The 26,398-nt window shown below is 50.7% G+C and carries 21 protein-coding genes; 12 read left to right on the forward strand and 9 right to left on the reverse strand.

Annotation, left to right across the window (positions count from 1 at the left end; genetic code table 11):
* Positions 1–280 precede the first annotated feature (280 nt).
* From ACJJI6_RS04540 to ACJJI6_RS04575, 8 genes are all read right to left on the reverse strand, one after another.
* Positions 281–556 carry a TehB family protein gene (locus ACJJI6_RS04540; protein WP_413665657.1) on the reverse strand — a complete coding sequence of 92 codons (276 nt, stop codon included), beginning with the start codon at positions 554–556 and terminating at the stop codon, positions 281–283.
* A 51-nt stretch (positions 557–607) separates the two neighbouring features.
* Positions 608–1,507, reverse strand: coding sequence for an alpha/beta fold hydrolase (locus tag ACJJI6_RS04545; protein ID WP_475712617.1), 900 nt, complete (start codon positions 1,505–1,507; stop codon positions 608–610).
* An 89-nt stretch (positions 1,508–1,596) separates the two neighbouring features.
* Complete coding sequence (locus ACJJI6_RS04550) at positions 1,597–4,032, reverse strand: ABC transporter permease (protein WP_475712618.1); 2,436 nt, start codon at positions 4,030–4,032, stop codon at positions 1,597–1,599.
* Positions 4,029–4,745, reverse strand: coding sequence for an ABC transporter ATP-binding protein (locus ACJJI6_RS04555; protein WP_475712619.1), 717 nt, complete (start codon positions 4,743–4,745; stop codon positions 4,029–4,031). The genes ACJJI6_RS04550 and ACJJI6_RS04555 overlap by 4 nt, the downstream gene beginning before the upstream one ends.
* A 21-nt stretch (positions 4,746–4,766) precedes the next feature.
* Positions 4,767–6,017 carry an efflux RND transporter periplasmic adaptor subunit gene (locus tag ACJJI6_RS04560; protein WP_475712620.1) on the reverse strand — a complete coding sequence of 417 codons (1,251 nt, stop codon included), beginning with the start codon at positions 6,015–6,017 and terminating at the stop codon, positions 4,767–4,769.
* A 499-nt stretch (positions 6,018–6,516) separates the two neighbouring features.
* Entirely contained in the window at positions 6,517–7,848 is a 1,332-nt protein-coding gene (gene trhP / locus ACJJI6_RS04565) for a prephenate-dependent tRNA uridine(34) hydroxylase TrhP (RefSeq protein WP_475712621.1), read from the reverse strand.
* A 179-nt stretch (positions 7,849–8,027) separates the two neighbouring features.
* Positions 8,028–8,597, reverse strand: coding sequence for a cytochrome P460 family protein (locus tag ACJJI6_RS04570; RefSeq protein WP_475712622.1), 570 nt, complete (start codon positions 8,595–8,597; stop codon positions 8,028–8,030).
* 87 nt (positions 8,598–8,684) lie between these two features.
* Positions 8,685–9,329, reverse strand: coding sequence for a Crp/Fnr family transcriptional regulator (locus ACJJI6_RS04575; RefSeq protein WP_475712623.1), 645 nt, complete (start codon positions 9,327–9,329; stop codon positions 8,685–8,687).
* Positions 9,330–9,466: 137 nt separating this feature from the next.
* Between ACJJI6_RS04575 and ACJJI6_RS04580 the strand changes: the two genes are divergently transcribed.
* On the forward strand, positions 9,467–10,951 hold the full coding sequence (locus ACJJI6_RS04580) for a bifunctional 2-methylcitrate dehydratase/aconitate hydratase (protein WP_475712624.1): 1,485 nt from the start codon (positions 9,467–9,469) through the stop codon (positions 10,949–10,951).
* 121 nt (positions 10,952–11,072) lie between these two features.
* Here ACJJI6_RS04580 and ACJJI6_RS04585 read toward each other — a convergent pair whose 3' ends face one another.
* Positions 11,073–12,011 (reverse strand): porin, encoded by a 939-nt coding sequence (locus tag ACJJI6_RS04585; protein WP_475712625.1) that lies wholly within the window; start codon positions 12,009–12,011, stop codon positions 11,073–11,075.
* Between the two features lie 271 nt (positions 12,012–12,282).
* Here ACJJI6_RS04585 and ACJJI6_RS04590 point away from each other — a divergent pair, with 271 nt between their 5' ends.
* The 11 genes from ACJJI6_RS04590 (at position 12,283) to ACJJI6_RS04640 (ending at position 26,370) form a co-directional block, all read left to right on the forward strand.
* Positions 12,283–14,862, forward strand: coding sequence for a DNA internalization-related competence protein ComEC/Rec2 (locus ACJJI6_RS04590; RefSeq protein WP_475712626.1), 2,580 nt, complete (start codon positions 12,283–12,285; stop codon positions 14,860–14,862).
* A 113-nt stretch (positions 14,863–14,975) separates the two neighbouring features.
* A complete protein-coding gene (locus ACJJI6_RS04595; protein ID WP_413665667.1) occupies positions 14,976–15,599 on the forward strand; it encodes a MotA/TolQ/ExbB proton channel family protein in 624 nt (207 codons plus the stop codon).
* 15 nt (positions 15,600–15,614) lie between these two features.
* The gene (locus ACJJI6_RS04600) at positions 15,615–16,034 is read left to right on the forward strand and encodes an ExbD/TolR family protein (RefSeq protein ID WP_444897173.1); all 420 of its coding nucleotides are present in this window, start codon (positions 15,615–15,617) and stop codon (positions 16,032–16,034) included.
* A gap of 83 nt (positions 16,035–16,117) precedes the next feature.
* Complete coding sequence (gene msbA / locus ACJJI6_RS04605; RefSeq protein ID WP_475712627.1) at positions 16,118–17,947, forward strand: lipid A export permease/ATP-binding protein MsbA; 1,830 nt, start codon at positions 16,118–16,120, stop codon at positions 17,945–17,947.
* Between the two features lie 9 nt (positions 17,948–17,956).
* Positions 17,957–18,991, forward strand: coding sequence for a tetraacyldisaccharide 4'-kinase (gene lpxK, locus ACJJI6_RS04610; RefSeq protein WP_444912975.1), 1,035 nt, complete (start codon positions 17,957–17,959; stop codon positions 18,989–18,991).
* Positions 18,981–19,748, forward strand: a complete 768-nt coding sequence (gene kdsB, locus ACJJI6_RS04615) for a 3-deoxy-manno-octulosonate cytidylyltransferase (RefSeq protein WP_444913678.1) — start codon at positions 18,981–18,983, stop codon at positions 19,746–19,748. The genes lpxK and kdsB overlap by 11 nt, the downstream gene beginning before the upstream one ends.
* An 11-nt stretch (positions 19,749–19,759) precedes the next feature.
* Positions 19,760–20,776, forward strand: coding sequence for a UDP-N-acetylmuramate dehydrogenase (gene murB / locus ACJJI6_RS04620; protein WP_475712628.1), 1,017 nt, complete (start codon positions 19,760–19,762; stop codon positions 20,774–20,776).
* Between the two features lie 550 nt (positions 20,777–21,326).
* Positions 21,327–21,980 (forward strand): response regulator, encoded by a 654-nt coding sequence (locus ACJJI6_RS04625; RefSeq protein WP_413665673.1) that lies wholly within the window; start codon positions 21,327–21,329, stop codon positions 21,978–21,980.
* A gap of 44 nt (positions 21,981–22,024) precedes the next feature.
* Positions 22,025–23,839 carry an excinuclease ABC subunit UvrC gene (uvrC, locus tag ACJJI6_RS04630; protein ID WP_475712629.1) on the forward strand — a complete coding sequence of 605 codons (1,815 nt, stop codon included), beginning with the start codon at positions 22,025–22,027 and terminating at the stop codon, positions 23,837–23,839.
* A 101-nt stretch (positions 23,840–23,940) separates the two neighbouring features.
* Positions 23,941–24,504: a CDP-diacylglycerol--glycerol-3-phosphate 3-phosphatidyltransferase gene (gene pgsA / locus ACJJI6_RS04635; protein ID WP_413665675.1), complete on the forward strand. Its 564-nt coding sequence runs from the start codon at positions 23,941–23,943 to the stop codon at positions 24,502–24,504.
* 156 nt (positions 24,505–24,660) lie between these two features.
* Positions 24,661–26,370 (forward strand): sulfatase-like hydrolase/transferase, encoded by a 1,710-nt coding sequence (locus tag ACJJI6_RS04640; protein ID WP_475710091.1) that lies wholly within the window; start codon positions 24,661–24,663, stop codon positions 26,368–26,370.
* Positions 26,371–26,398 lie beyond the last annotated feature (28 nt).

Here is a 26,398-nt window from a genome sequence, read left to right on the forward strand (position 1 = left end):
TATATTTTTGTTGTAAATATAAAGTGTATCTTCATCAATTTTGAAGATAATGAAAGCTTGTTGTCATCTTTGGTTTTCTAATAGGCTCACTTAGCTTTCTTTTTCGCTGCTCAGGATTATCTATTTGTAATATTCTAATCATTAATATGCGAATTGAACCTGGACTCTTCATAAATTCGCATGAATAGCTATAGCTATCTGCTTTCGAAAGCTCGCAGAATCACAGCGGCAATAACGGTGATTAAGTTCAGTTATCGATATGGATCAACTTGATGATTCTTTACCGATAGAATTCAACATAAAATTTTACATCCCCTAACGGTCTTATGTGATGCCTTATAGTTGGCTCTACGACGCCAAACTTCTTAGGGCTCAGTTCAATAATCTCCACTTCGGGCTCTTGAATCGTATATTCCAATGATCCAGAGAGGATCACTATCTTCCCCCATACGCCTTCCTTGGTAGTATGATCTTTCAATAGCCCTGGAGGGATATTCTCCTCAGTGAATTCAGGGGTTTTCTTATATGGGGCTATATTCCTTGGAAATTCTTTCATTGATACTGGCCTTTTATCAACTTGAGTGGGTTTTGGCAGTCCAGGCTTTGTTTATAGGTTGACTTGAGGCTCTTTGTTTGAATAGGCCTCAATAAACTTTAGATAGGTCGAGACTAGAAGAGTAGGTGCCTCCCACTGCGGATAATGCCCAATCGTTCCCAGTTCAACAATATCTGCTGGACGATCAATCACTTGACGAAATCGATCCACCATATGCTTCCCTGAAACTGGGTCCAGTGAGCCATTGATTAGCAATAGGGGGCCGGGGTATCGCTTTAGGGCGTCGACCCAGCGCTGACGATGTTGGCGCCTGTCGCGCATATAGCTGATTAGTTTATAGAGGAGCCGGTTACCATTCTTATATTGGAGAATTTGCCACAAGTCTCGCAATTCTCTGTCAGAGGGTTGTGTGTCGGGTCCGAAAATGGCACTGAAGCTGCGGCAAAACTGTCGGTAACTCATTAGTTTATTTATCAGAAAACCTGCGGGAGAGAGCAGCAGCTTTTGTACGAGACGCGCTTGATGAGTTTCTGGAAATAGACCGCCATTCAGTAGGCATGCTGAGGTATACCTCGTGGTACCACCGCTATTGGCTCTGGCGAGTAACTCTTGGGCAACGGTATCCCCATAGTCATGGGCCAGCAGGTGGACCTTGTTGATGTTTAAATGTTGCAGAAGAACTTCATGTAAATCAGCTTGCTCGTGGATACTGTAGTTATGCTGCTTGGGTTTGTCTGAGTAGCCGAATCCCAGCATATCCATAGCAATACAGCGATAGTGCGCTGTCAGTTGGGCCCATACCTTTTGCCAGTCGTAACTACTGGTTGGAAAACCGTGAATCAAAAGCAGTACTGGTTTCTGTCGGCAGCTTGGGTTGCTATCGACATAGAAGAGTTGATGGTTTTGATAATCAAAAATCTTTCCGTTTGATAACCACTGCTGAGGCTGCATTGGCTGTTCCATTTCTTATTGTTGTATTTGCTGTAAAGATTGCACGATGAGCGCGCAACCTCAAGCAGCGGCTATCAGGTGGAAAGTAATTATCCTGTTCCTTGCAATGCGTATATCGCGGGCTTGTTGATTATCCTCCATACAGAAAGCAGGGAAACCGAAGCGGTTAGGGCGATAATAAGCAGTGGTGGTAGCAGCCAGCCCCAGAGGCTGGTTTCAATACTGAACTCGCTTTGCTCAAGCCAAAGTGCCAGTGGGACTACTACCAAAGTCGCTACAGCGATACCGATAACGACGGGAATCAGGCTATCGATCAGAGTGTGATAGAAAATCGTCGCTGGGCGGGCGCCGATTGCCATGCGCACGCCAAGCTCAGTACGCCGCAGTTGTACACTGTAACTGAGTACTCCAAAAATACCGATGGCAGCGAGGCTGAGTGCCAGTAACGTCAGGGCGGTGGTTACCCAAACTGAGACCCGGTCATTACTTAGGAGTAGGTCTCGCGCCTGCTCCAGGGTGAATAGCTCAGAAACTTTGTACTGCCTGTTTACTTCGGCAAACTCCCGATTAATCTCTGTGGTACTGAGTGGTTGGTGAGGCTTATGTCTGAGTACCAGTAGGGGATAGCTCACGTTGATACCACGGACAAATAAGCGGGCGGGTTCCTTTTTGCCGGGCAGGCTTGCATTGCGCACTACACCGACCACTTGGTAGGGCAAGTCACCTCGCCAGTAGTAGCGATTGCCTAATACCTCTCCTTCCGGTTCCAGTTGCCGGGCCAGGGTTTCGTTAACGAGCATCATGCGATTGTTATCGGAAAACTCAGCCGCATTGATATGGCGGCCAGCTACCAGTGGCATACGCAAAATGGAAAGGTAGTTTTCGTCGACAACTGTGGTCTTGGCCATCACCGGGTTTTGTCGGCTGGCATCATGGCTCAGGGATGTGGTCCAGAGTGGTCGGCTGATAGAGATAGGAGTGTTTAAGCTCAGGCTGGCATTTTGTACTTTAGGGTGCTCCAGTAATCTCTGCCTGATGGCCTTCAGGTAACTCTCCCGTTCGGCAGTGGGGGCACTCCTAAGATTGCCGATATTCAGAGTCATCACTTGAACGTTGTCCAAGGGGAAGCCAAAGGGCTGGTTAATCAGTCGGTTAGCTTGAAGGAAAATCTGCAAGCTGGCGACGATAAGCAAACTGGTCATCGCCACTTGGCTGCTGATGAGGAGTTTGCGGATTAGAGGCGAGATCTGTACGCCGGAACCTTTGCCGCTGCTCTGCAGCATTTGATTCAGTGCGCGGTAATTAACCTGGCGACTGACTATGGCTGAGAAGAACAGGGCGAGCAGTAAGGCACACAACAGTGCAAAGACCAGTGTCTGCCAGTTTAAGGTGAGCTCTTGAATGCGAGGAATCTGTTCCGTAGCCATCACCTTTAATACTTCCGTCGATCCCAGGGCTAAAAGTAGAGAAAGTAATGCAGCCCCTAACATAAGTAGGCCGATTTCACATAGCAGGGCCAAAAAGATATGTTTTTTGTGTGCGCCCAGCGCGGCCTGTATCGCCATATTGCGTTGTTGTTTGGCTGCGCGAGAAAGAATCAGGTTGGTAACATTGGCGCAGGCAATTAACAGAAGTACCAGTGTGCCGCCCATAACCATTAGGGTTCGTGTGGCGCTGTCACCAAGGATTTTATTGGCGAAGGAGGTGAGTCGGTATTCAACGGACCTTTCTACTGAAGAGGATCTCCCCGCTAGGGCCGCTTGATACTGGGCGTCCATTAATGTGCTCAATTCATGCCCTGCATTGGATGGGTCAATGCCCTGCTTCAGCTTTCCTGTGAGCATGCGAAAAGGCAGGAAGCCTCTCCAATTATTTCTGCGCTCTACTTGTGTATCGTTAAAGTCCCAGGGCAGCCAGACCTCTGTTTGCCGGCCCTGTTTATAGATTTGGGGTTCAATGAAGTCTTTGGCGGTGACGCCGACAATGCGAAAGTCCACCTCCCCAAATTGCAGGCTTTGCTCCAAGACATTTGGGTTGCGCCGGAACATCTGCTCCCAGGTTTGATAGCTGATAACCGCCACAGGGACTCGGCTATCGAGCCCTTCATCGGCATTGAATTGTCTGCCCAGGGCCAGGGGTGCTCCAGCCAGCTGGAGATATTCCGGAGAGACATAGGAAACATTAACCCGTGGTGATCCGGATAAATTGCGAACCACATCTTCCCAGAAGTACACCAGGGCGCTGGACTCGAAGAAACTATCGTTCTTATAGATTTCAACCAGGGCGGGGTATTGGCTGTTGTTTTCCAGCCGCAGCTGCTTGTTCTGGTAGAGATTACCATTCACGACATACAGCCGGTCTTCGTCTGGGTAGGGTAGGGGGGCGGCTAGCAGTTGATAATTGAGATTAAACAGCGTTACCAGGGCGCCGAGGGTGATACCCAGGGTCAGAATAATAGTGGTGGCGTAGCTCCGCGCCCGGTTGAGGGACTGGAGGGCAATGGACAGGTCCTTTGTGGTGATCATAGGGCCATCTCATGGAGCTCTTTTAAGGGCTGCGGCGTTGAGATTTTTCCATCCAGCAGATGCAATTGGCGGCTGGCCATGTCTGCATAACGAGGGTCATGGGTCACCATGCACAGGGTGGTCCCTTCATTGTTGAGCTGCCGCAGCATTTCCATTACTGCATCGCCATTGTGGGAATCCAGGTTGCCGGTGGGCTCGTCCACTAGTAGCAGGGACGGATTGCCAACTAGCGCCCGGGCTATGGCGATTCGCTGCTGTTGGCCACCGGATAACTGGTTAGGTTTGTGAGAGGCCCGGTGACTCATTCCCACCTTCTCCAGACAGTGTTTCACTTTTTTGTCGGCTTCAGGCTTAGGAATGGGATTGCGGCGGTATCGCAGGGGCAAGGCTATATTGTCGTAGACAGAGAGTTCGTCAATCAGGTTAAAGGACTGAAAGATAAAGCCTACTTTCTCGTTGCGAATAGTCGCTGCCTCACTCAGCGACAATTGAGCGACTTCAAACCCTTCAATCTGATAGCTGCCACTGGTGGGGAGGTCCAGCAGTCCGAGAATCGAGAGAAGTGTGGATTTACCGCAACCCGAGGGGCCGCAGATAGATACAAATTCCCCCTGGTAAATACTCAGGTCAACGCCCCGCAGGGCGTGAGTTTCCATTTCTTCGGTGCTGAACACCTTAGTGATCCCGGCCATATGAAGGATTGGCTTGGACATAGCGAACTCCCTGTTCTCGCTTTAGTCAATAATCTGGATATGCTCAGCTTCATTAAAATTGGCCATATCCGAGAGGATGATGCGGTCTGCTTCATTGAGGCCTTGGGTGATCTGGATATATCGACCTGACTCCTCGCCGAAGCTGATGGGCTGGAGTGCCGCTTCCTCCCCGTTTTCGTTAATCAGGAACAGATTGGCCTCACTGTGCCTCTGCACATTGATAGGTCTCTCGACGAACAGCGTATCTTCCATCGTGGCAGTGAAGATCCGGGCATCGACATTGAGCTGTGGCCTGGCAGACTCTGGAGCGCCCGCGCTAAAAGCAATTTCCACTTCAATATTGCCGTCCCTAACCTCAGGAGTAATACGGGTTACCATACCTTCGACTTTTTCTCTGCGGGTATCAATTTCAGCGGGTTGGCCAACCTCCAGTTGCTCTGCTTTGGATTGCGGTACTTGAACCAAAGCGAGAAGATCAGTCTCACTGCCGATCAGCGCCAGCTCCTGCCCGGGATCGACACCTTGCCCCAGCTCTACCGGTAGTCGTTGCAGAATGCCGTCCAGGCCGGCGCGTACTGTCATTCGGTCTGTACGTTGCTGGATACTTTGCAATTGGGTTTGGGCTTGGTTGATTTGCTCGCGCTGGATTAACTCTGATTCGACGGCGACTTTGCGCAAGTGATTGATACGCTGTTTTTGCAGGTCCACACGTTTTTTCATCTGTTCCTGGCGTAAGACGGTGGTTTGGTAGGTGAGCTGGGAAACCACTCCACTTTTTACCAGCTCGTCCTCAGCTTCGCGACGCAACTTGATCACTTGGTAATTGGAGTTCAGTTCCGCGAGTATGGCTTCCTCCGCGAGAACATCGCGCTGGTTGTTCAGAACAAGCCGACGCAGATTAGCTTCCTCTTGTTCCAGGGAGGTTTCGGCTGCATCCAGGTCGCGCATTAACTCTGGATTACTCAGCTGCATAATGATGCTATCACTTTGTACTTCTGCACCGGGACGCAACATGATTTTTTCAACATTCGCTGCGGTTAGGGCGGTAATTAAAGTCTGCTTGTCTGAACGCAGCCTACCGTAGCCATCTACCACAACCTGCAGGTCTCCCCGTTGGACGGTACCCAACATCAGCTGTTCCCGCTCAACCTTGTAGGCGCTGTCAGGAAGTAACAAGAGGGTGCTGGTAAATGCCACAAAAGCAAGAGCAGCACCACCTAGCATTAAAGGGTGCTTAATCAGGGGGCGTTTCTTAGGTTTAATAATATCCATATTGCGGCATTTCCTTGGTTAAGCAATCGTTGCACGCTTTTCTACTGTGAAACCTTGATGCGGGGGCGAGTTAGAGGTGGAAAATCATAACTATTTAAAACGGGTGTATTCCTGTTGGAACTCCGAGGGAGGGCGGGTTTTTATCTTGTAATTAGTACTGTCGAGCATATTTTTGTGATCAAAACTCAGGGCTTTAAAAGGGTTGTAGGTGAGGCTGAAAATGCAGGAAAATTGGTACAAGAACCAGTTGCTTGCGGTGAATGGTGGGGAAATACAGGACGGTTTGAATATTATGAGGTGGGCAGTAACTTGAGAGGTTTAACGATTACCCAATGCATTTTGAGGATAGGTTCACAAGTAAAATTGTGGAGATGTAGTGGGAATAAAGGTGTCGTGGCTTAGTGAATCCGGTAGATTGTCTAAACCACTACACCTTTAACAAAATATATTTGCAAAACGAAGAGCTTGATAAGCCATAGTGCAAATTACAGGCCGAGGGTTATCCCAGAGCTTTGACCAATAGCGCCTGTTGAAGTTGATCGTCATCAACCCCCTCTGGTCGGGGTATTTGCACGATATGCCCGGATCCCGGAGCTACATCGATCGCTTTGCCTTCCGTATTCTCCATTTGCTCCAAGGGGAAGAACAAGCTACCGCTGGGAGTCATTAACTCCAATTGATCACCGCGTTCAAAGCGATTTTTTACATCAATCGTCAAATACTCAGGACTGCCGTCAATAAGCTCGCCTACGAACTGTTGGCCCGGAGTTGATATCAATCCCTTTTCATATTGCTGGTATTCTGCTGGTGGATGGCGACGGTAGAAACCTTCCGTGTAGCCTCGGTTCGAGAGGGTTTCTAATTCGTCCATCATCTTCATGTCAAAGTCTTTTCCTGCTGCAGCATCGTCTATCGCGCGACGATAGATCTGAGCAGTACGAGCCACATAGTAGTGGGATTTGGTGCGACCTTCGATTTTTAAAGAGTGAACGCCCATTTCCGATAGGCGCTTGACGTGCTGTACGGCCCGCAGATCTTTGGAGTTCATGATGTAGGTACCGTGCTCATCTTCGTAGGCCGGCATATATTCTCCAGGGCGACCTTCTTCCTGTAGTAAAAAGGCCTGAGAAGTACTGTCACTGGCGGAGGTGGGTTGCTTGGTGGGTTCCTGGGTTTGCACATGAATCAACTCGCCAACTTCATTCTCTTTGGCTTCATGAGCTTGGTATTGCCAGCGGCAGGAGTTGGTGCAGGCGCCCTGGTTGGCATCTCTATGGGTCATATAACCGGAAAGCAAGCAGCGCCCGGAATAGGCGATACAGAGCGCACCGTGGACAAAGACTTCCAGCTCCATTTCAGGCACTCTCTGGCGAATTTCTTCAATCTCATCCAGGGATAATTCCCGGGAAAGTATCACCCGAGATAACCCCTGGCGATGCCAGAACTTTACGGTCGCGTAGTTTACCGCATTGGCCTGTACGGATAGGTGAACTGGCAGATCAGGCCAACGCTCCCTTACCATCATTATCAGGCCTGGGTCGGACATAATCAGGGCGTCAGGCCCCATTTCGACAATTTCTTCCAGGTCCCGCAGGTAACTGCGAACTTTGTCGTTGTGAGCGGCGATGTTAGATGCGATATAGAACTGTTTTCCCTGCTGGTGTGCTTCTTTTATGCCTAGGCGCAGGGTTTCAATATTTTTAAATTCATTATTGCGCACACGCAAGCTGTAGCGGGGTTGGCCGGCATAAACGGCATCGGCTCCATAGGCAAACGCATATCGCATATTTTTTAAAGTCCCTGCGGGGGACAGTAACTCAGGTTTAAACACGGAAAAACTCATAGTGGAATAGTCGGATGCGGCCGCATGTTAACGGTATTCAAGATCGCGCTAATTGATATAAATCAATTGGCGCTGGGGTGGGGGTGATAAGCTGTTATGGAGGGAATCTATGCTGTTACTCTAGCCGAATAATAGACCTCTAACCTCTGATTTTTGCTGTTTACTTTTTAGTTCTGCAGGACCTGCTGATAACCCTGTGTGTATACCCAGTCACTATTCTTGGCAGGCAAATGACATCCAAAACAGTTGTTAAGCCCGGTGCCTTTCCAGGTTTCAGTTTCACTTTTGGCTATTCCTGGCTTAAATAAAGCCCATCCCCAGCCTTCGGCCCAAGCCGGGTTTTCTGGGAAGCGGTTGTTATCGTCTTTTACCATCATAAAAGTGAATTGAAGGTCTGAGGAGTAATAAGCCAACCCTGTGGTTAAGGGCTCCGATTGGGTGCTATTAACATCCTTTACCAAAACTGTCCCATCGGGAAACTTCCCCTTTTTGCGATACCCTTCTACTGCCCGGGGTTGGGTATAAACATTATGAGTATCCCATCCATCGCCACTCGAGGACTTTACCTGATAGGAGCCCAGGAAGACCCATTCCCGGCGGTAATTATCCGGCAAAGTAATATTCCCCTGGCTATCAACCATGCTTTTATAGGTTGAATTGAGGTTTTCATCGGCCTTTGCAGAAATACCCAATACGAGTGTCAGAACTAAAGAGGTAAATAAGTAGGCGCTGCGCATAATCCTTTTCCATTGCTGTTGATGTGGGAGAGCTATACCCGGGTTTCAGCTGCTGGAAAGTATATGAAGGCGGGAAGGGTAAAACTGTCAGCTGGCTGACACTGGCGCATATATTTGGTTCTCTGCCAGGCCTTTTAACGCGGTTTGATCGAGAAGGCAGATATATTGGCGCGTATAGTCGATAACTCCATCAGACTTCCACTGTTTAAGCTGTTGGCTGACTGTTTGCCTGCTGCCACCGGCCATGGCGGCCAATTCGGACTGGGTCAACTTGATGTCTAGTTGATGTCCATGGCCACAGGGTTGTCCCCGGTAATTAAATAGTTGTGCTAACAGGTTGGCCAACCGGACCGGTAAGGGGGCGGTGATGTGGAGGAAAAGACGTTGCTGAAGCTGAGACTCCCTTGTGGCTAGTTGTTGCAATAGCCCATCGTGGGTCTGTGATTGGCGCTCCATCATGGCGTTTAGACGTTGAATGGATGTAACTTCCAGTTCACTGCCGGATTTGGCGGTTGCTTGAATGTCCAGGTTTTTCCCAGTTAGACCTGGTCCAAACCATGACCCGGGCCCATAGAGATCGATAATGGCTAGGTTGCCGCAGTAGTCCACTTTTTGGATAAGGACGTAGCCGGCATGAATAAAATAAATCTGGGGACCAGAATCCCCTTGTCGGAATAATACCGTTTCTTTGAGGAATCGAAGTGTTTTTATTGGGTCGCTAGTTCGTTGCAAGTGGGTTGATTCCTGTTTTTAGAGATTCCTAACAATATAGAATTCTTCGGTCGTTTGTTTAGCTATCTGAAGTTTAGGAAGCAGCTAATCTTACTCCATCTGTTTTGCCCTCCGACAATTTCACGGGCTATTCAATCATGATTGCTGACCCCGCTCCGAATATCCGCCCCGATTACGATCAGGTGATACAGGATATCGCAGATTATGTGCTTCATTTCAAAGTGGGTTCCAGTGATGCTTGGGAAACAGCACGGTTAAGCCTGATGGACTCCTTGGGGTGTGCCTTTCTGGCGTTGAGTTTCCCTGAATGTACAAAGTTGTTAGGACCCTGGGTGGAGGGGACATGGGTGCCGAATGGGGCCCGAGTACCTGGCACCCGGTTTCGCTTGGACCCGATAAAAGCGTCATGGGACATCGGCTGTACAATTCGATGGCTCGATTACAACGACACTTGGTTGGCGGCTGAATGGGGGCATCCCTCTGACAATCTTGGGGCAATATTGGCCGTTTGTGACCACCTGTCGCAAGGGCGATTAGTTAAAGGGGGAAGCCCAATAAAAATGGGCGCGGTACTCGAAGCAATGGTCAAAGCCTACGAGATTCAAGGTGTCTTGGCATTGTCTAACAGCTTTAATCGGGTTGGGCTCGATCATGTACTACTGGTGCGGGTTGCTTCTGCCGCTGTGGCTGCCTGGCTTAAAGGTGCTGGGCGGGAGGAAGTAATGGCGGCGGTGTCTCAGGCGTGGGCGGATGGTGGAGCATTGCGGACCTATAGGCATTCCCCGAATACTGGATCACGCAAGTCCTGGGCTGCAGGTGATGCCAGTTCCCGCGGGGTTCGCTTGGCTGATTTGGCGATAAGTGGAGAAATGGGAGTGCCCGGAGTACTTACGGCAAAGCAATGGGGTTTTTATGATGTCCTGTTTAGCAAGACAAATGCTGAGCAGCAACTGAAACCACCATCAGAACGCAATTTTCAGTTCCCCAGAAGTTTTGGCTCCTATGTCATGGAGAATATCCTGTTCAAAATTTCTTATCCGGCTGAGTTTCACGGTCAAACAGCTTGTGAGGCGGCAATTATTTTACATCCACAGGTTGCAGAGCGTATCGATAATATTACTAAAGTAGTGGTGACCACACATGAATCAGCCCTTCGCATCATCACTAAATCAGGTCCATTAAATAATCCGGCAGATCGGGATCACTGTTTGCAATATATTGTTGCAGTGGCGCTTATTTTTGGTGACTTACAGCCAGGTTTTTATGAAGACGATTTTCATCGCGAGCACAAAGAGATCGATATCTTGCGGGAAAAGATTGAAGTGATAGAAGATAAAGGTTACTCAAAAGATTATTTAGACCCAGATAAGCGTTCTATAGCCAGTGCGGTACAAGTATTTTTTAAAAGTGGTGACGCATCAGAAAAGATTGAAGTTGAATACCCGATGGGACACCGCCGTCGCCGACGGGAGGGGATTCCGTTATTGGAAGATAAGTTCCGTAGTAATTTAGCTACGCGATTCCCTCAAGGGCGGGCTGACAAAATATTTGCAGCTATTAATGATCTTCAAGGATTAAAGCAGTTGTCAGTTAATCGCTTTATGGATCTATTGGTTATTTAGAAGGCTCCTTAGGAAATTCCTGAGTAAAAAAGGCGGCCAATGGCCGCCTTTTTTACTGCTTAATCTTCCCTACGCGACAGAATCGCACTTCCCAAATTGGATCGCCGCACCTCAGGAATGATTAGAACTTGTATTCAACACCAACACCGGCATAGCTGCGATCGTAGTCGTCGTCAGCAGTTTCGTCGGTGTAGAAGCCGAAAATTTTGGCTGCACTGTTGAATTTGTAGTCTGCGCCCAGGCTGAAAGTCTCACCGCCTTCTTCTTTGATATCAGACTGGCCGTATTGGGCTTTCAGTGTCCACTGGTCCAGTTTGTAAGCAACAGAACTCATCCAGCCATCAACAGTTTCGCCGTCGTCAGCGTCTTGTTCTTCGAACAGGGCACCTACCTGTACGGGGCCGATGTTGTACTGGGCTACGAAACGATGAACATCAACGTCCTGATCTTCAACGTCCTGGTCCATAGCGTAGGCCAGGTAAACACCGTTGTTGTCGTAGGCGACAGACATGGATACGCCGTTGTTGCGTTCTTCGCCAGTTACGTCGTCAATAACTTCTTCTTTGTTGCTGATGAAAGCAGCGGAAGCTTTGAAGCCACCGAAAGAAGGGGTAGTGTACTGAAGCGCATCTTCTTCACGGTTATCGCTGTTGGTGATCAGGCTCTTGATGTCGCCTTCGAGGTCGTTGAACAGGTCAACTTTTTTCTGGGCAACTTTCAGGGGAGTATCGAACTTACCAGCGATGACCTGGCCGAAGCCGCCTTCCAGACCTGCGTAGATGTTGCGCTGGGAGAAAGTATCGTCAGCGTCACCGTCCATATCTACTTCGTATTCCATACGGTAGATACCTTTAACGCCTTCAGTCAGGGCTATTTCACCCTTAACGCCCAGGCGGGAAGCGTTGCTCTGAACGTCAGTGACGGAATCGTCACCTTCGTCAGCTGCCTGGAAAGTGACATTGGCTTTGCCGTAAAAGTCGAGTACATCGCCTTCATCTTGGGCGTTGGCCAGAGCAGGTACCATGGCAACGATGGCCAGAGAGAGAGCGGTCTTATTCATAATCGTCTCGCACAGTTTATGGTTTTGGGTTGAAAGGTGCCTTCCGTGTCGTCCTAGTTGGCTGCCTTTCGATTTGGTGCGGATTCTGCGTTTTGAATATTACAAACATGTTAAAAATGGCATTTTTCTTAAAAATATGTGACCGACCGGTGCTATGAATGGCAGGTAAGCTAGTTATAGTAAGGTTTTAGGCGCCTGAAGCGGCGGGCCGCAATCATCGTTGATTTAAGTAGAGGTGGTCAATAGTTGAACAAAAAGGGCGGTGCAAGGGATGGCGCAGGGGAAGGAATTATGGAGTTTTCGGGAGAGAATTTACGGGCTTTCTCGCCTGCTGGCTAAGGCGAGAGGCATTCTCGGCTACACGGGGCCCAGCATATACCTTTGGGTCTACTCGCTTTCTATTATCGCGGTGGGTTGTTTTGCCCGATTACCTGCTGAAAACACTCTGTGGGCACTGTATCTCTCTCTAGCCTTGTTTGCCTGGATGGTAATACGCCGCTGGCGCCCCCTTGCTCTGATCTTTCTCTCCTTTATTGGTGCGACCTGGGCACTCGACTCTCATGAAGCATCGCTGGATCGCCGGCTCCCCCTCGGTGCACATGGTGCGGACTTTGTACTTCAGTTGAACCTGGTCTCGCTGCCTGAATTAACTGAGGGGGGAGGGTTTGGCGCTAGTTCAGAATCACACACGGTGCGTTTTCGCGCTCGAGTTGTGGAGATTGTTTCCAGTTCTTTAGGTGAAGAGGGTGGCCAGTTAGCACCGCCAGAGCTATCTATCGGAAGCCTTCTCAACCTAACCTGGTACCGAGCTGACGGTGAGGCTCTGGCTCGTCTGCGGGGTGGCTCTCAATGGATATTGCCTGTGCGATTGAGAAGCCCTAGGGGAAGTGTGAATCCACATACATTCGACTATGAAGGCTGGCTTTTGCGAGAGGGGATTACGGCAACAGGGTATGTTCGCCCCCGCGATTATCCTCCTCAGTGGCTGGGGCAGGGGAATGGCATTATCGAGCTAAGGGATGAATTGCGCTCCCAAATTAGTCAGTTACCGATCCAACGACCGGACCTGATAGCGGCGCTATTACTAGGGGATCGCAGTCAGTTGAGCGAAGGTGATACCGACCTGCTTAAAAGGACAGGTACGGGCCACCTTATTGCCATATCCGGCTTACATGTGGGCATGGTGGCCGGTTGTATTTTGTTGATGGGCACCGTACTGGTAAAAGGGATTGGGCTTTTTACGGGCACCAGCCGTTTTGGTATTGCGATAGGACTCGCCTTGGTGGCGAGCCTTGTTTATACCTTGATCGCCGGCGTTCCTCTATCCGCGCAACGTGCGCTTGTAATGACCTGGGTGCTATTACTGGGTTGGCACTGGCGGCGCAGACTGGGAGCGGGTTTTGCTTTTTCATTGGCACTGGCAATAGTGCTTAGCCTGCAGCCATTGGCTTTTTACAGTGCTGGTTTTTGGTTGTCCTTTGTGGCCGTCGGCAGTCTGCTTTTGGGGTTCAGTGGGCGAATTAGCTTAAGTCGAGAGCCGCAATGGAGGCCGAAGGCTGCGGCCCCTGGTGCTGTAACCTCATGGCAGCACCGATTTTCCCAGTTATCGTTATGGCAGCTGTTGCGAAGCCAGTGGCTGATTGCAATTGGCTTGTTTATCCCATCGATAATATATTTTTCTGGCTTTAGCCTTTCAGGTGTATTGGTCAATCTTGTAGCGATTCCCTGGATGGGCCTGTCTATTTTGCCATCACTTATGTTAGGTGCTGTATTTATTGATACTCAGCTGGGTGTTTGGCTGCTGCAGTTTGCAGGTTGGCAATTGGATCTGCTGATGACGGCGCTCAATATTGTCGATCATTCGATACCGGGGTTTCGTGGTTTTGTGATTGCCTCCACTGCATTGGTGATAGTCATTGCCGGGCTTGGCGCGGTGCTACTTTTGCTGCCTAAAGGGTTGCCAGGGCGCAAGTTGGGCTGGTTATTTTTTCTTCCAGTTGCTCAGCCCTGGCTTTCTACATTGGCACCGGCAGATGAGCGTTTGAAATTATCAGTGCTGGATGTTGGTCAGGGGTTGTCAGTAGTTATCAGCACCGGAAAAAGCCGTATTGTTTACGATGCAGGGCCTTCAATCCCCTCGGGCTGGAGCGCGGGAGGTTCGATAGTGGCTCCCTACTTGATGAGTAGCGGAGGTAGTGAACTCGATGTGCTGATCGTCAGCCATGGCGACAGGGATCATGCCGGCGGCGTGGCGGGTTTACTTAGAAACATTGAAGCAAAAAAGCTCTATGCTCCGGGGACTTTAGCTAGCAATTTACCATTATCGCCAGCTACGATTACTGAGCAGTGTCGGGCAGGAACGGAAGAGCAACTGGGAGATATATCATTTCGATGGTTATGGCCTTCCTTAACGGCACAGGGAGAGGAATTACTGGATGGTGAGGAGAACGATCACAGCTGTGTAATTTTGGCTGAGTGGCAGGGGGTGCGTTTACTGCTTACTGGGGATATCAGTCGTAAGGTTGAATATCAACTGTCTAAAATGTATCCACAATTTTCCGCTGTTGACGTACTGATTGCGCCCCATCATGGTTCCCGCTCTTCCTCATCGGCCGCTTTGCTCGAGTGGGCAAGACCTAAACGGGTTGTATTTAGTGCCGGTTTCCGTCACCACTTTGGCCACCCTCACACCGATGTTGTGAAGCGCTACCAAAACTTCGGTGCCAGTATTTTCAGTACTGCGGAGAGCGGAGCGGTAGAATTTTTCTGGCGAGCTGGAGATCAAGAGCCGCAAATTTTACAGGCTCGTTTGGCACCACGGTTTTGGTATGCGAGTCACAACAGGGAATAAGGATGCGTGGGAGGACTTAGCCGCCGGCACCAGCTGTGATAAAGTGCTGCTCTGCGTCGAGGACGCAGTAATAATTTTCCAAAAATTCCCTCTGGTTTTCTGGGGCTAAGAAAGTGTTTGAGATAATAAAATCCGGCGGCCTGCTGATGTGGCCAATCCTGTTTTGCTCTGTAGCGGTTATTGCTATTTGTGTCGAGCGTTTCTGGACTTTGCACTCGCAGCATATTGCACCACGTACTTTATTAGGTGAGGTATGGGGCTGGCTTAAAAATAACCAGGTCAATGCGGAAAAATTGAAGGAGCTGCGCGACTCCAGCCCACTGGGAAAAATTTTTGCTGCGGGCCTGTCCAATTCCCGCCACGGTCGCGAAGTAATGAAAGATAGCATCGAGGAAACTGCCAGCCAGGTTGTGCATGAACTGGAGCGATTCCTGGGTGCTCTGGGCACGATTGCTGCCGTAGCACCGCTGATTGGTTTGCTGGGTACTGTGATCGGTATGATCCAGGTCTTTACCGCGATTATGGTGGAAGGTACCGGTAATGCAGGCGTACTGGCCGGTGGTATTAGCCAGGCATTGATCACTACTGCCGCTGGCCTGACTGTCGCTATCCCAGCGTTAATGGCGCACAGATACTTCCAGCGTCGCGTTGACACGATTGTTGTGGCAATGGAGCAGGAAGCTGTCAAGCTTGTGGATGCTCTGCACAGCGATCGTAAAATCGAAGATGCGGCCTGAGCGGGGTAGCAAGCGATGCAATTCCGCCGCCAAGCCACAGAGCAGGAAGGGGTTAACCTGACACCACTTATCGATGTGGTATTCCTGCTGTTGATTTTCTTTATGGTGTCTACAACCTTCACCAAGGAAAGCCATCTTAAGCTGAACCTGCCTGAAGCAGCAGGTCCTCAGTCTGTTGATCAACCAAAATCTGTAGAGATTTTGATCAGTGCTGATGGTTCTTATTCAGTAGATGGACAAGCTTTGATCAATAAGAAGATCAACACCCTCAAATCTGCGCTGTCGGAAGTTTCCGCAGGCGAGTACAATCGCCCGCTTGTGATAACCGCCGACGCCACCGCTCATCACCAAGCCGTGGTTCGGGCAATGGATGCCGCTGGACAGCTAGGCTTTGTCAACCTAAGCATTACTACACGGCAGCCGGAAGAAAACTAGCGCGGAACCCTGTAGGGAGCTGACTTACCTTCGGTTTCTGTGCCCACTCGCCCCAGTTGGGGCGAGTCCATTCATTGGTCTGTATGAAGAAAGTAAAAGCGCCCCCCAGCAAACCGCAAAATGGGGCGGAAACTTACCGTCGATTGCTCACTTATGCCCGCCCGCACATGGCGATTTTCGGGGTTGCGGTACTGGGCTTCTTCCTGTTTTCGATCATGGGCGTCAGCCTTATTGCTGTGACCGAGCTTTTGCTCGATGCAGTGGGGGCTGGAATCCAAGAGAGTCGCGGGTTTCTCTCAAAGTTTGTAGCATCCTATTACCCCGACGGGGTAATGCCCCAGGAGACTGCTCGCTGGCTTGTACCGCTCGCAATGTTGCTGATTATTGTCCTTAGGGCTATTGGCAATTTTGTCGGCAGCTATGGTTTAGCCTATGTGGGCCGCGCAGTGATCCATGAGTTGCGAACACAGCTATTCGAGAGAATTGGCCAGCTCCCCAGCTCCTATTTTGACCGCTATACCGGCGCTTACCTGATTTCAAAGGTTTCATACAATGTTGAGCAGGTAACCAACTCCATCACCAAGGCGGTGAAGGTACTCTTCCGCGAGTCGTTTACGGTAATCGGTCTCTTGACCTACCTGTTACTGGTGAACTGGAAGCTGACTTTAACCTTCTTCCTTTTTGCCCCCTTGATCGCCTTTATTGTGCGCATCGTGGGTAAGCGTTTCCGCAAATTAAGCCATCGCATCCAGAATTCCATGGGCGACGTTACCCATGTCACTCAGGAGGCGATCAATGGCTATCAAGTGGTGCGGATGTATGGGGGGCAGGATTACGAGAAATCCCGTTTCCTCTCTGCCAGTGACAATAACCGTCGGCAGTTTATGAAGCTCGTAGTAGCAAACAATGCCAGTGTTTCTGTGATTCAGATACTGGTTGGTTTGTCTACCGCAACTATTGTCTGGCTGGCTCTGGCACCGGGTATGGTTGAGTCCATGACTGCTGGGGTTTTTGCAGCCTATATTGGTGCGGCTGCATCCCTGGCCAAGCCGGTGCGCAGCCTTTCCGAAATTTTTGCCGATATCCAGAAGGGTATTGCGGCAGCGGAGAGTATCTTTGAAGTAATGGATGCTCCCAGAGAGCCCCAGGATGGTGAAGCTCAGCTACCTAAGCCTGTGAATGGCACAGTAGCTTTTGAAGGGCTTGAGTTTAGCTATGACCCGGCAGCACCCAAAGTACTCTCCGACATCAGTTTCGCGGTAAATCCGGGAGAAACGGTGGCCCTGGTGGGTGCATCTGGCTCCGGCAAGAGCACGCTGGTAAGTCTGCTGGCTAGGTTTTACGAGCCGACAGGTGGACGTATCCTGGTCGATGGGGCTGATATTTCCAAGGTGCCACTTAAAGAGTTGCGCCGCCATATCAGTATGGTTTCCCAAAATATCGTGCTGTTTAACGACACTGTATATCGCAATATTGCCTACGGTGAATTAGAGCATGCACCCAAGGAAAATGTTCTGCGTGCTATGGAGCAGGCACATGCAACTCAATTTATTGAAGAGCTGCCTGAGGGAGCGAATACGGTTCTGGGGGATAATGCGCAGATGCTCTCCGGCGGCCAGCGCCAGCGTTTGTCTATTGCCCGCGCCCTGCTAAAGGATGCGCCCATACTGATCTTGGATGAGGCCACCTCAGCATTGGATAATGAATCGGAGCGCCATATTCAGGCGGCTCTGGCTGAAGTCATGAAAAACCGCACTACGTTTGTTATCGCCCATCGCCTGAGTACGATCGAGAATGCCGATCGCATTCTGGTGATGGAGAAAGGTCGAATTGTAGAGAGCGGGAATCACGCAGAGCTGCTCGCCCAGGGTGGTCGATACGCATCTCTGTTACAGCAGCAAACAATGGGGTAGGGCACCTGGATGTCACTGGAAGACTGGTTTAACAAGCGCTGGTACCCCGAAAAGGGTGAAGGTCGCTCGCTCTCCCTGCTCACCCCGCTGGAATTACTCTATGGGGGGGTGAGCAAGCGGCGCCGGGTAATGAGTTCTCGCACGCCACCGGAGCCCTTATCAGTTCCTGTCATCGTCATCGGTAATATCACCGTTGGCGGTGCGGGTAAAACGCCATTGGTGGCGGAGCTGGCTCGTTGGCTAAAGGAGCGGGGTCGCAATCCGGGGATTATCAGCCGTGGCTATGGTGGTCGTGCAGAAAAATATCCTTATCAGGTGACTGCCCAATCCCACCCCCTGGAGTCGGGGGATGAGCCGCTGATGCTGCACTTGATCACTGGTGTGCCGGTGATGGTTTCTCCCAATCGCACCGAGGCGGCGCAGGCCCTGATCGACTACCACCAGTGCGATGTTATTTTGTCTGACGATGGGCTGCAGCACTATAGTTTGTGGCGCAGCTATGAAATTTGTGTAGTTGATGGTCATCGCGGTTTGGGCAATGGCCATATGCTGCCCAGAGGACCTCTGAGGGAACCGGTGACACGCCTGCAAAGCGTCGACATGCTGGTTAGTAATGGAGAGCCAGAAGCCAAAGTCAGGGATCAGTGCGGTGGGCTTTTAGAGTTTGAAATGACGCTCGAGCCTTCCTGTTGGCACCAGTTTAACCTCGATCAAACCTCCACATTGCGCCTGCCGTCAGGGCCTGAGGTGGGGCCTTGCCACGGGGTGGCGGCGATCGGTAATCCCAAGCGGTTTTTCCGGTCACTGCAAGCGCTAGGGTTCGAGGTGACAGAGCAACCTTTTGACGATCATCATCAATTCAGCCCCCAGGAACTGCATTTCGATGGGGAAACCCCAGTGATTATGACCATGAAAGATGCGGTGAAATGTCGTGATTTCTGGGAGAGTCATTGGTGGGCGCTCGAGGTGCGGGCCAAGCTGCCAGACCTTTTTTATCAAAAAGTACACAAGCACTTGCAACAATTTAGTGAAAATGAAAAGTAACTCTTCTTTCGACGTCATTATTCCCGCACGCTATGGCTCGAGCCGCCTGCCAGGCAAGCCCTTGGCTGATATCGGCGGCAAGCCGATGGTGGAGCATGTTTATTTGCGTGCCCGTGAGAGCGATGCTCAGAGGGTGGTTATCGCCACCGATGATATGCGTGTAGCGGAGGTGGCCCACGGCTTCGGCGCCGAGGTGTGTATGACATCTGCCGAGCATGCCTCGGGAACTGACCGACTGCAGGAGGTGGCTCAGAACTTGGGCCTTGCCGAGGACCGCATTTTGGTCAATGTGCAGGGCGATGAACCCTTGATACCCGCCGAGGTGATAAATCAAGTAGCTGAAAACCTGGCGGCTAGCAAGCGAGCCGGCGTTGCAACCCTGGCGGAGCCCATCACCTCAGTGGAGGATTTTCGCAACCCGAATATCGTCAAGGTAGTGACAACAGAGTCCGGGCTGGCCAGGTATTTTTCACGAGCGCCAATCCCATGGCCCAGAGATGCCTTTGCGATGGATAGCAGTGAGCTGCCAAGGGGCTTGGAACCTCGTCGCCATATTGGTATCTATGCTTACCGTGTTGCGCTATTGCGCCAGTTTGTCTCCTGGCCTATGGCCCCGCTAGAAAAGTTCGAGGCTCTGGAGCAGCTGCGTTTTCTTTACCACGACCAAGAGATTCACGTAGCGGATGCCTGCGCAGAAGTGCCCGGTGGCGTAGATACTGAACAGGATCTTCAGCGTATGCGAGAAGCCTTGGCCTGATGTAGAACCTAATGATTGAAGCCAATATCGATTTACAGCCCCACAATACTCTCGCGATTTCAGCAAACACCGCTTATTTTGCGCGTGTGGAAACCCTGGATGAATTGCGTGAGGCTTTGAGCTTTGCGCAGCAGAAGCGTTTGCCGATTCTGCCGTTGGGTGGGGGCAGTAATATCGTATTAACGGGAGACTTTCCCGGGCTTGCCATTCAGGTCGGGCTGCGAGGGCTAACAATTACTCCCAATGGTCGTGGCGGTACGATTGAGGCGGCGGCCGGGGAGGGGTGGCACCAGCTGGTTATGTCTACTGTCGAGCAGGGCATGGGAGGCTTGGAAAACCTCGCGCTGATTCCAGGTAAAGTGGGTGCAGCCCCGATCCAAAATATCGGCGCCTATGGCGTAGAGTTGCGAGACTGTTTTTGCAGCTTGCAGGCCATGGAAATTTCTACAGGTGCACTACATAACTTTTCCGCGTCGGACTGTGAGTTTGATTACCGGGACAGTGTGTTTAAAGGGAAGTTGCGCGATCAATTTATTATTACCCAGGTTAACCTTCGCCTTGCACAAGATTGGCAGCCCAAGGTAGCTTACCCGGCCCTACAGCAATTTATTGACCAGCAAGGTTGGGATTGTGACTCTTTAACACCCGCACAAATTTCCGCTGCGGTTATCGATATTCGCAACAGTAAATTGCCGCTCCCCGATCAAATTCCCAACGCTGGCAGCTTCTTTAAAAACCCTGTGGTGAATGCGGACATTTACCAAAACCTAAAATCGGAACATCCCGATTTAGTAGCTTATGCCAGCGGTGAGGGTTGGAAGCTGGCGGCAGGTTGGCTAATTGATCGCGCTGGTTGGCGGGGCAGGCGGCAAGAAGCGGTAGGAGTTCACCACCAGCAGGCATTGGTTTTGGTTAATCCCGGCCGGGGCCGGGGTGATGAGGTGACACGATTGGCTCGCGCTATCGCTTCTGATGTGCAGGCTAAGTTTGGTGTTACCCTGGAGCCTGAGCCGCGCTATTACCCTTAATCCATTCAAGATTGTTTGCATAAGTGTGCGGACAATCCCTTCTTTTATTCTTCACTGAATTGCAGTTAGAAAGTACCCAATAGAAAAGTGCAAGTTATTGGGTGGGGTTGGCAGTTTTCAGCCTGAATTTCAGTAGAGAATTGTTCTAGTTGTTGACGATTATTTTGTTATAACGAATTCAACCTCTAACATTTTCTCATATTCCGATTTCTTTCATAAATATTTTCTGCGATAAATTGAATCTTCTATCGCAAATTTTGCGGAAGTGCTCATCTTGATCGCAGAAAAATTAATTGGTACGTTTTTACGCTATAATTAAATGTTATAAAGGCAGCAAGATCCTGTGGCCAAATGTCTGTTCAGCAGCATTTGAAACGGTGCTTCTGCTTTGCAGTAGCGTTTTTGTCTGGTATGTTGCGGTTGGGTTCCGGGGGGACCTACACGGGGTAGTTTCACCGTGAGCTAAAAAGAAGAACGCAGTTTATAGAGCTCGTGCGTTGGGGATGTATACGCGGCGTAGCCACTGCACTTATCCGTAGTTGGGGATAGCTTGATCAAAGTCTTAGTGGTGGATGATCACGATCTTGTGCGAATGGGCATTTCGCGCATGCTGGGTGATGTTGAGGATATAGAAGTCGCCGGAGAGGCAAACTGTGGCGAGGAGGCCCTGGAATTCGTTCGCCGGTCTAATGTTGATGTCATTCTGATGGATGTAAAAATGCCAGGAATGGGCGGCCTTGAAGCGACTAGAAAGCTGCTGCAGCGGTGCCCGGAGGCAAAGGTTGTTGCCGTTAGTGCACTCGATGATGATTTATTCCCGGGCCGCTTGATGCAGGCTGGGGCAATGGGTTACGTGACTAAAGGCGCGGACCTTGAAGAAATGGTTCGAGCGATACGGACGGTTATTTCAGGTGGTGTGTTTATCAGTAATTCCATGGCAACCAAAATGGCGATGCGCAGTGTCAGTGGCCAGGATGATCAGCAATCTCCGTTTGAAAAATTATCCAAAAGGGAATTGCAGACTGCAGACATGATCGTCAATGGCGCCAAGGTTGCGGATATTGCAAAGTCTCTCTCGGTAAGCCCCAAAACGGTGAATAGCTACCGCTACAGGATTTTTGAGAAGTTGGATATTAATAGTGATGTAGAGTTGACGATCCTCGCTGTTAAACACCAAATCCTCGACCCAGATGCTGCACTTTAATTGAAAAGTGGCTGATTTCTTAAAATATTGAGGCCGGTTGCCAGATGTTCGACAGCAAGCGTTTCCTCGCGACAGTAACTCGCAAACCCGGCGTCTACCAGATGTTCGACGCCGAGAATAAAATCCTCTACGTAGGGAAAGCCAAGAACCTTCGCAATCGGTTGTCGAGCTACTTTCGCAGCTCCGGACTAACGACAAAAACCATGGCGCTGGTGCAGCGTATTGGAAACATCGAAGTCACCGTTACGCGCAGTGAAACCGAAGCCCTGGTGCTTGAACAAAGCCTGATCAAGTCCCAGCGGCCCCCATACAATGTGATGCTGAAGGATGATAAAGGGTACCCTTATATCTTTCTTTCCAGCAATGACACTTTTCCCCGTATTGCATTCCACCGTGGTGCCAAGCGCAAGAAAGGCCGATACTTCGGACCTTTTCCAAATGCATCGTCGGTTCGCGACAGCCTGAACTTTTTGCAAAAAACTTTTCGAATCCGCTCTTGTGAAGACAGTGTTTTTCGCAACCGTTCAAGGCCCTGCCTTCAGTATCAGATAGAGCGCTGCACCGCTCCCTGTGTCGATTTTATTTCTCCCGAGGACTATCGCCAGGATGTTCGCCACGCAGAGATGTTTCTCACGGGTAAAAGTGACAGCATTATCCAGGAGTTGGCCGATCAAATGGATGAGGCATCCCGGGCGCTGGAATTTGAAAAAGCCGCGAGACTGCGGGACCAAATTTCCGCGCTGCGTCGTCTACAAGCGGATCAGGTAGCTGAAGGTGCAAGTGGCGATGTGGATGTGCTGGGGATAGCCAGTGAGGGCGGTAGCTGTTGCGTACACGTCCTGTTTGTCAGGCAGGGGCGAATTCTGGGGAGTCGCAGTTACTTTCCCAGTGAGCGCCTGGGACTCACACCGCCAGAGCTACTTTCCGCATTTGTCCCGCAATTTTACCTGGGCAGTCCCCGAGAGATCCCCCGTGAGATTTTAGTGTCAGAGGCCTTACAGGATCTCGAACCACTTCAACAGGCTCTTAGCGAGCAGTGTGGTCGCGATGTTGGTATCACCCATAAGTTGCGTGGCAAGCGGGCCACTTGGGTTGAGATCGCGCAACAGGCAGCACAACAGAATTTGACTAGTCGAACTGCAGCCCAGCAAAAACTCTACAACCGTTTCGAGAAGCTACAGGAAGTATTAGAACTGGAGCAGCTCCCGGAGAGGCTTGAGTGCTTTGACATCAGCCATTCTTCCGGTGAGGCCACGGTTGCGTCCTGTGTTGTATTTGATACCGGAGGCCCGGTGAAGTCGGATTATCGCCGATTCAATATTGAGGGTATCCAGGCGGGCGATGATTATGCGGCAATGGGGCAGGCGCTAAAGCGGCGCTATACGCGCCTTTCCGGTGGCGAGGGCAAATTCCCCAATATCCTGTTGATCGACGGGGGGAAGGGCCAGGTTACACAAGCGGTCGAAGCTCTGAATGAGCTGGGCATTGTCGGAGTGCAAATTATTGGTGTTGCCAAAGGAACTACACGAAAAGCGGGCTTTGAAACATTACATGTGGTTTCCAGTAACAAAGAGCTTGTACTCTCCGCCGACTCATCAGCGCTGCACTTAATTCAACAAGTGCGAGACGAAGCGCACCGCTTTGCTATCGCTGGCCACCGAGCAAAACGGGATAAAAAACGCAGGGAGTCTCCATTGGAAGGTATCGCTGGAGTAGGGCCCACTCGCCGCAGGGCGCTGCTGCGACATTTCGGAGGTTTGCAGGAGCTAAAGCGCGCAACAGTAACGGAGATTGCCAGCGTGGATGGTATCAGCCGGAAATTGGCTCAGGATATATACTCGGCACTACACCACGAGTAGAACAGGATTGAGCTGGCGATTAAATGGCCAGTTTTTTCCAAAGCGTTTCATTTTGCGCGATGGCTTGATAACGTACGCCCTCCGCAAGAATAGAGAAAAGTATGACAATCGCCAATCAACTGACACTGTTACGTGTTGCTTTGATCCCATTTTTTGTTTTGGTTTTCTATTTGCCGTACAAGTGGAGTTACATTGCTTCTGCTGCAATTTTTGCAGTTGCCGCAATTACCGATTGGCTTGATGGCTATCTCGCCAGAAAATTAAATCAGAGTACTGCCCTCGGTGCCTTTCTGGACCCGGTTGCCGATAAGCTAATGGTGGCTACGGCATTGGTCTTGCTGGTGGGACTGCATGACAATCCGCTGTTTGCGATTGCTGCGGCGGTGATCATCTGTCGAGAGATCGCGGTCTCTGGGTTGCGGGAGTGGATGGCTGAGCTGGGGCAGCGCAGCAGTGTTGCCGTTTCCTATGTAGGCAAAGTCAAAACCACCGCACAGATGGCAGCAATTCTTGTTCTGCTTGCCTTCGATGTTAGGGAGTTTCCGGTGATGGAAACTATTGGATACCTGCTGCTCTATATCGCTGCCGGCCTCACCTTGTGGACGATGGTGATGTACTTGCGCGCCGCATGGCCGGCCCTTATGGCCGACAGCCGGGATAAGTAGAAAGGGGGATTACTTCTCTCACGAAATTGGCGCCTCGATTCTGGCATTTGCTGGAAAACGAGGCGCTCTTTACCCCGCTTAAACTCGCTCTTCCTCTTCCAAGCCCCTGCGCTCCTCTAAATTGTTAGATACTTTTCTGCGATCTATAGGAAGCTCATGTCCGTCAAAAGCCACCTGATTATGATCTGGCTGCTTTGCATCACTCTCAATGTCGAGGGGCAAGTTGTACACGATGCCGAGTTTTATATTCTCAAGATGCAAAACGGCGAACGTTGGGATCAAGAGGATGCGGAGCTTGAGCAACGCTTACAGCAGTTGCGGCAGAAATATGGACAGCCACCGAATATCGTATTTCTGCTGTGGGATGACACTGCATTTGGAGCTGTTGGCTTTCCTGCGTTACAAAAGAACTTTGGCTACTCAACGCCAAATCTAAACCAGATGGCTTCAGAGGGTATCAACTTTACCCGCATGTACTCTGAGCCCTCATGCACACCAACCCGCGCTGCTGCGCTCACCGGACGGCTACCGGTGCGCTATGGCATGGGTGAAGTGGGTATGCCCCATGAGTTTTCCGGTCTACGCGCAGAAGAGGTCACTATTGCCGAGGTACTTTCGCAAGCGGGTTATACGACAGGCTTTTTCGGCAAGGGGCACCTTGGAGATATCGAGGAGAGTTATTTACACAATCAGGGGTTCGATGAGGCGTTGTTCACTCCGATGAACCAGATTACCTCCCTGTTTAACCCCCAGGCAAATGTAGCAAATGCGGTGCTGGGCATGTTCCCCGAAATCTATCCACCTGATCCCTATCAGTTGGACAGCCCTGGTCTGATTCCCGCTGGTTGGGTAATGAATATTGAAGGGAAAAAGGGACAGCCCGGGCGAGAGTGGTGCGGAACATCCAACGAGTGCTTCGCTAAGTTTGATCCAGAAGCAGAACAGAGAACGCTGGCCTTTATTCGTCGCAGTGCAGAGCAGAAGAAACCGTTTTTCGTTGCCTACTGGCCCAATCTCCTTAATTTCATGGCGATGTATAACCCCAAGCGCTCGGTAGCCGGGCTGATGGTTGCGGATGCTTTCCCGGCGATGGATAACTTTGTCGGGGTGCTGATGCAAGAATTGAAAAGCTTAGGGCTCGCTGAAAATACCTTGTTCGTTGCAATGGCGGATAACGGCCCTATGGTTCACAGTCCGCCGGCGGGGTGGGGAATGCTGCCCATGTTGTATCGGGGTGGCAAAGGGGATTTTACTGAGGGCGGCGTTCGCGTACCTGCTTTTGCCTGGTGGCCAGGAACTATCGAAGCGGGACAAACGGCAGGAGATATCATTCATATCACTGACCTGTATACGACTTTCGCTCGCTTGGGTGGAGCAACTGATGCTATTCCCACGGATCGCGTCGTTGATGGCCTCGACCAGACCGCTCTGTTCCTAAACGGCGATACTCATGGCCGCCGGGATTATGTATTTATCTATACGGGTAAGGAATTGGGGGCAACAGTAAAGGGGCGATATAAGAGGCATTGGCTGGGAGCGGGGGAGGTGGCAGGGTCGGGGATGCCGGAAGCCTATTACGATTTATATATGGACCCCCGGGAGGAGTCCCCGCAGTTGGTGCCGTTAATTTACACCCAGGGCCAGTTCAATCATATGGTGGCTCGCCACCGTTTATTCAAACGTAAATATCCAGACGTAGCCAGCGGCAAAGGCATACCCTATACCGGGCTGGCCAATGCGCGTCCTGAGACACAGGCTATTGGTGAGCGCGTGCGCGCAGTCATCAGTGAGATGCCATTCACTGTTGAAGACTATCTCGAGTATCAGATCCCCGGTGCCGACAAGGTCGGCGACTGGGGAGATTAAAACGTTAACTCCAAAGTGAGTAGGCTTG

It is taken from the genome of Microbulbifer maximicatervae (SeqCode) (genome assembly GCF_056232625.1).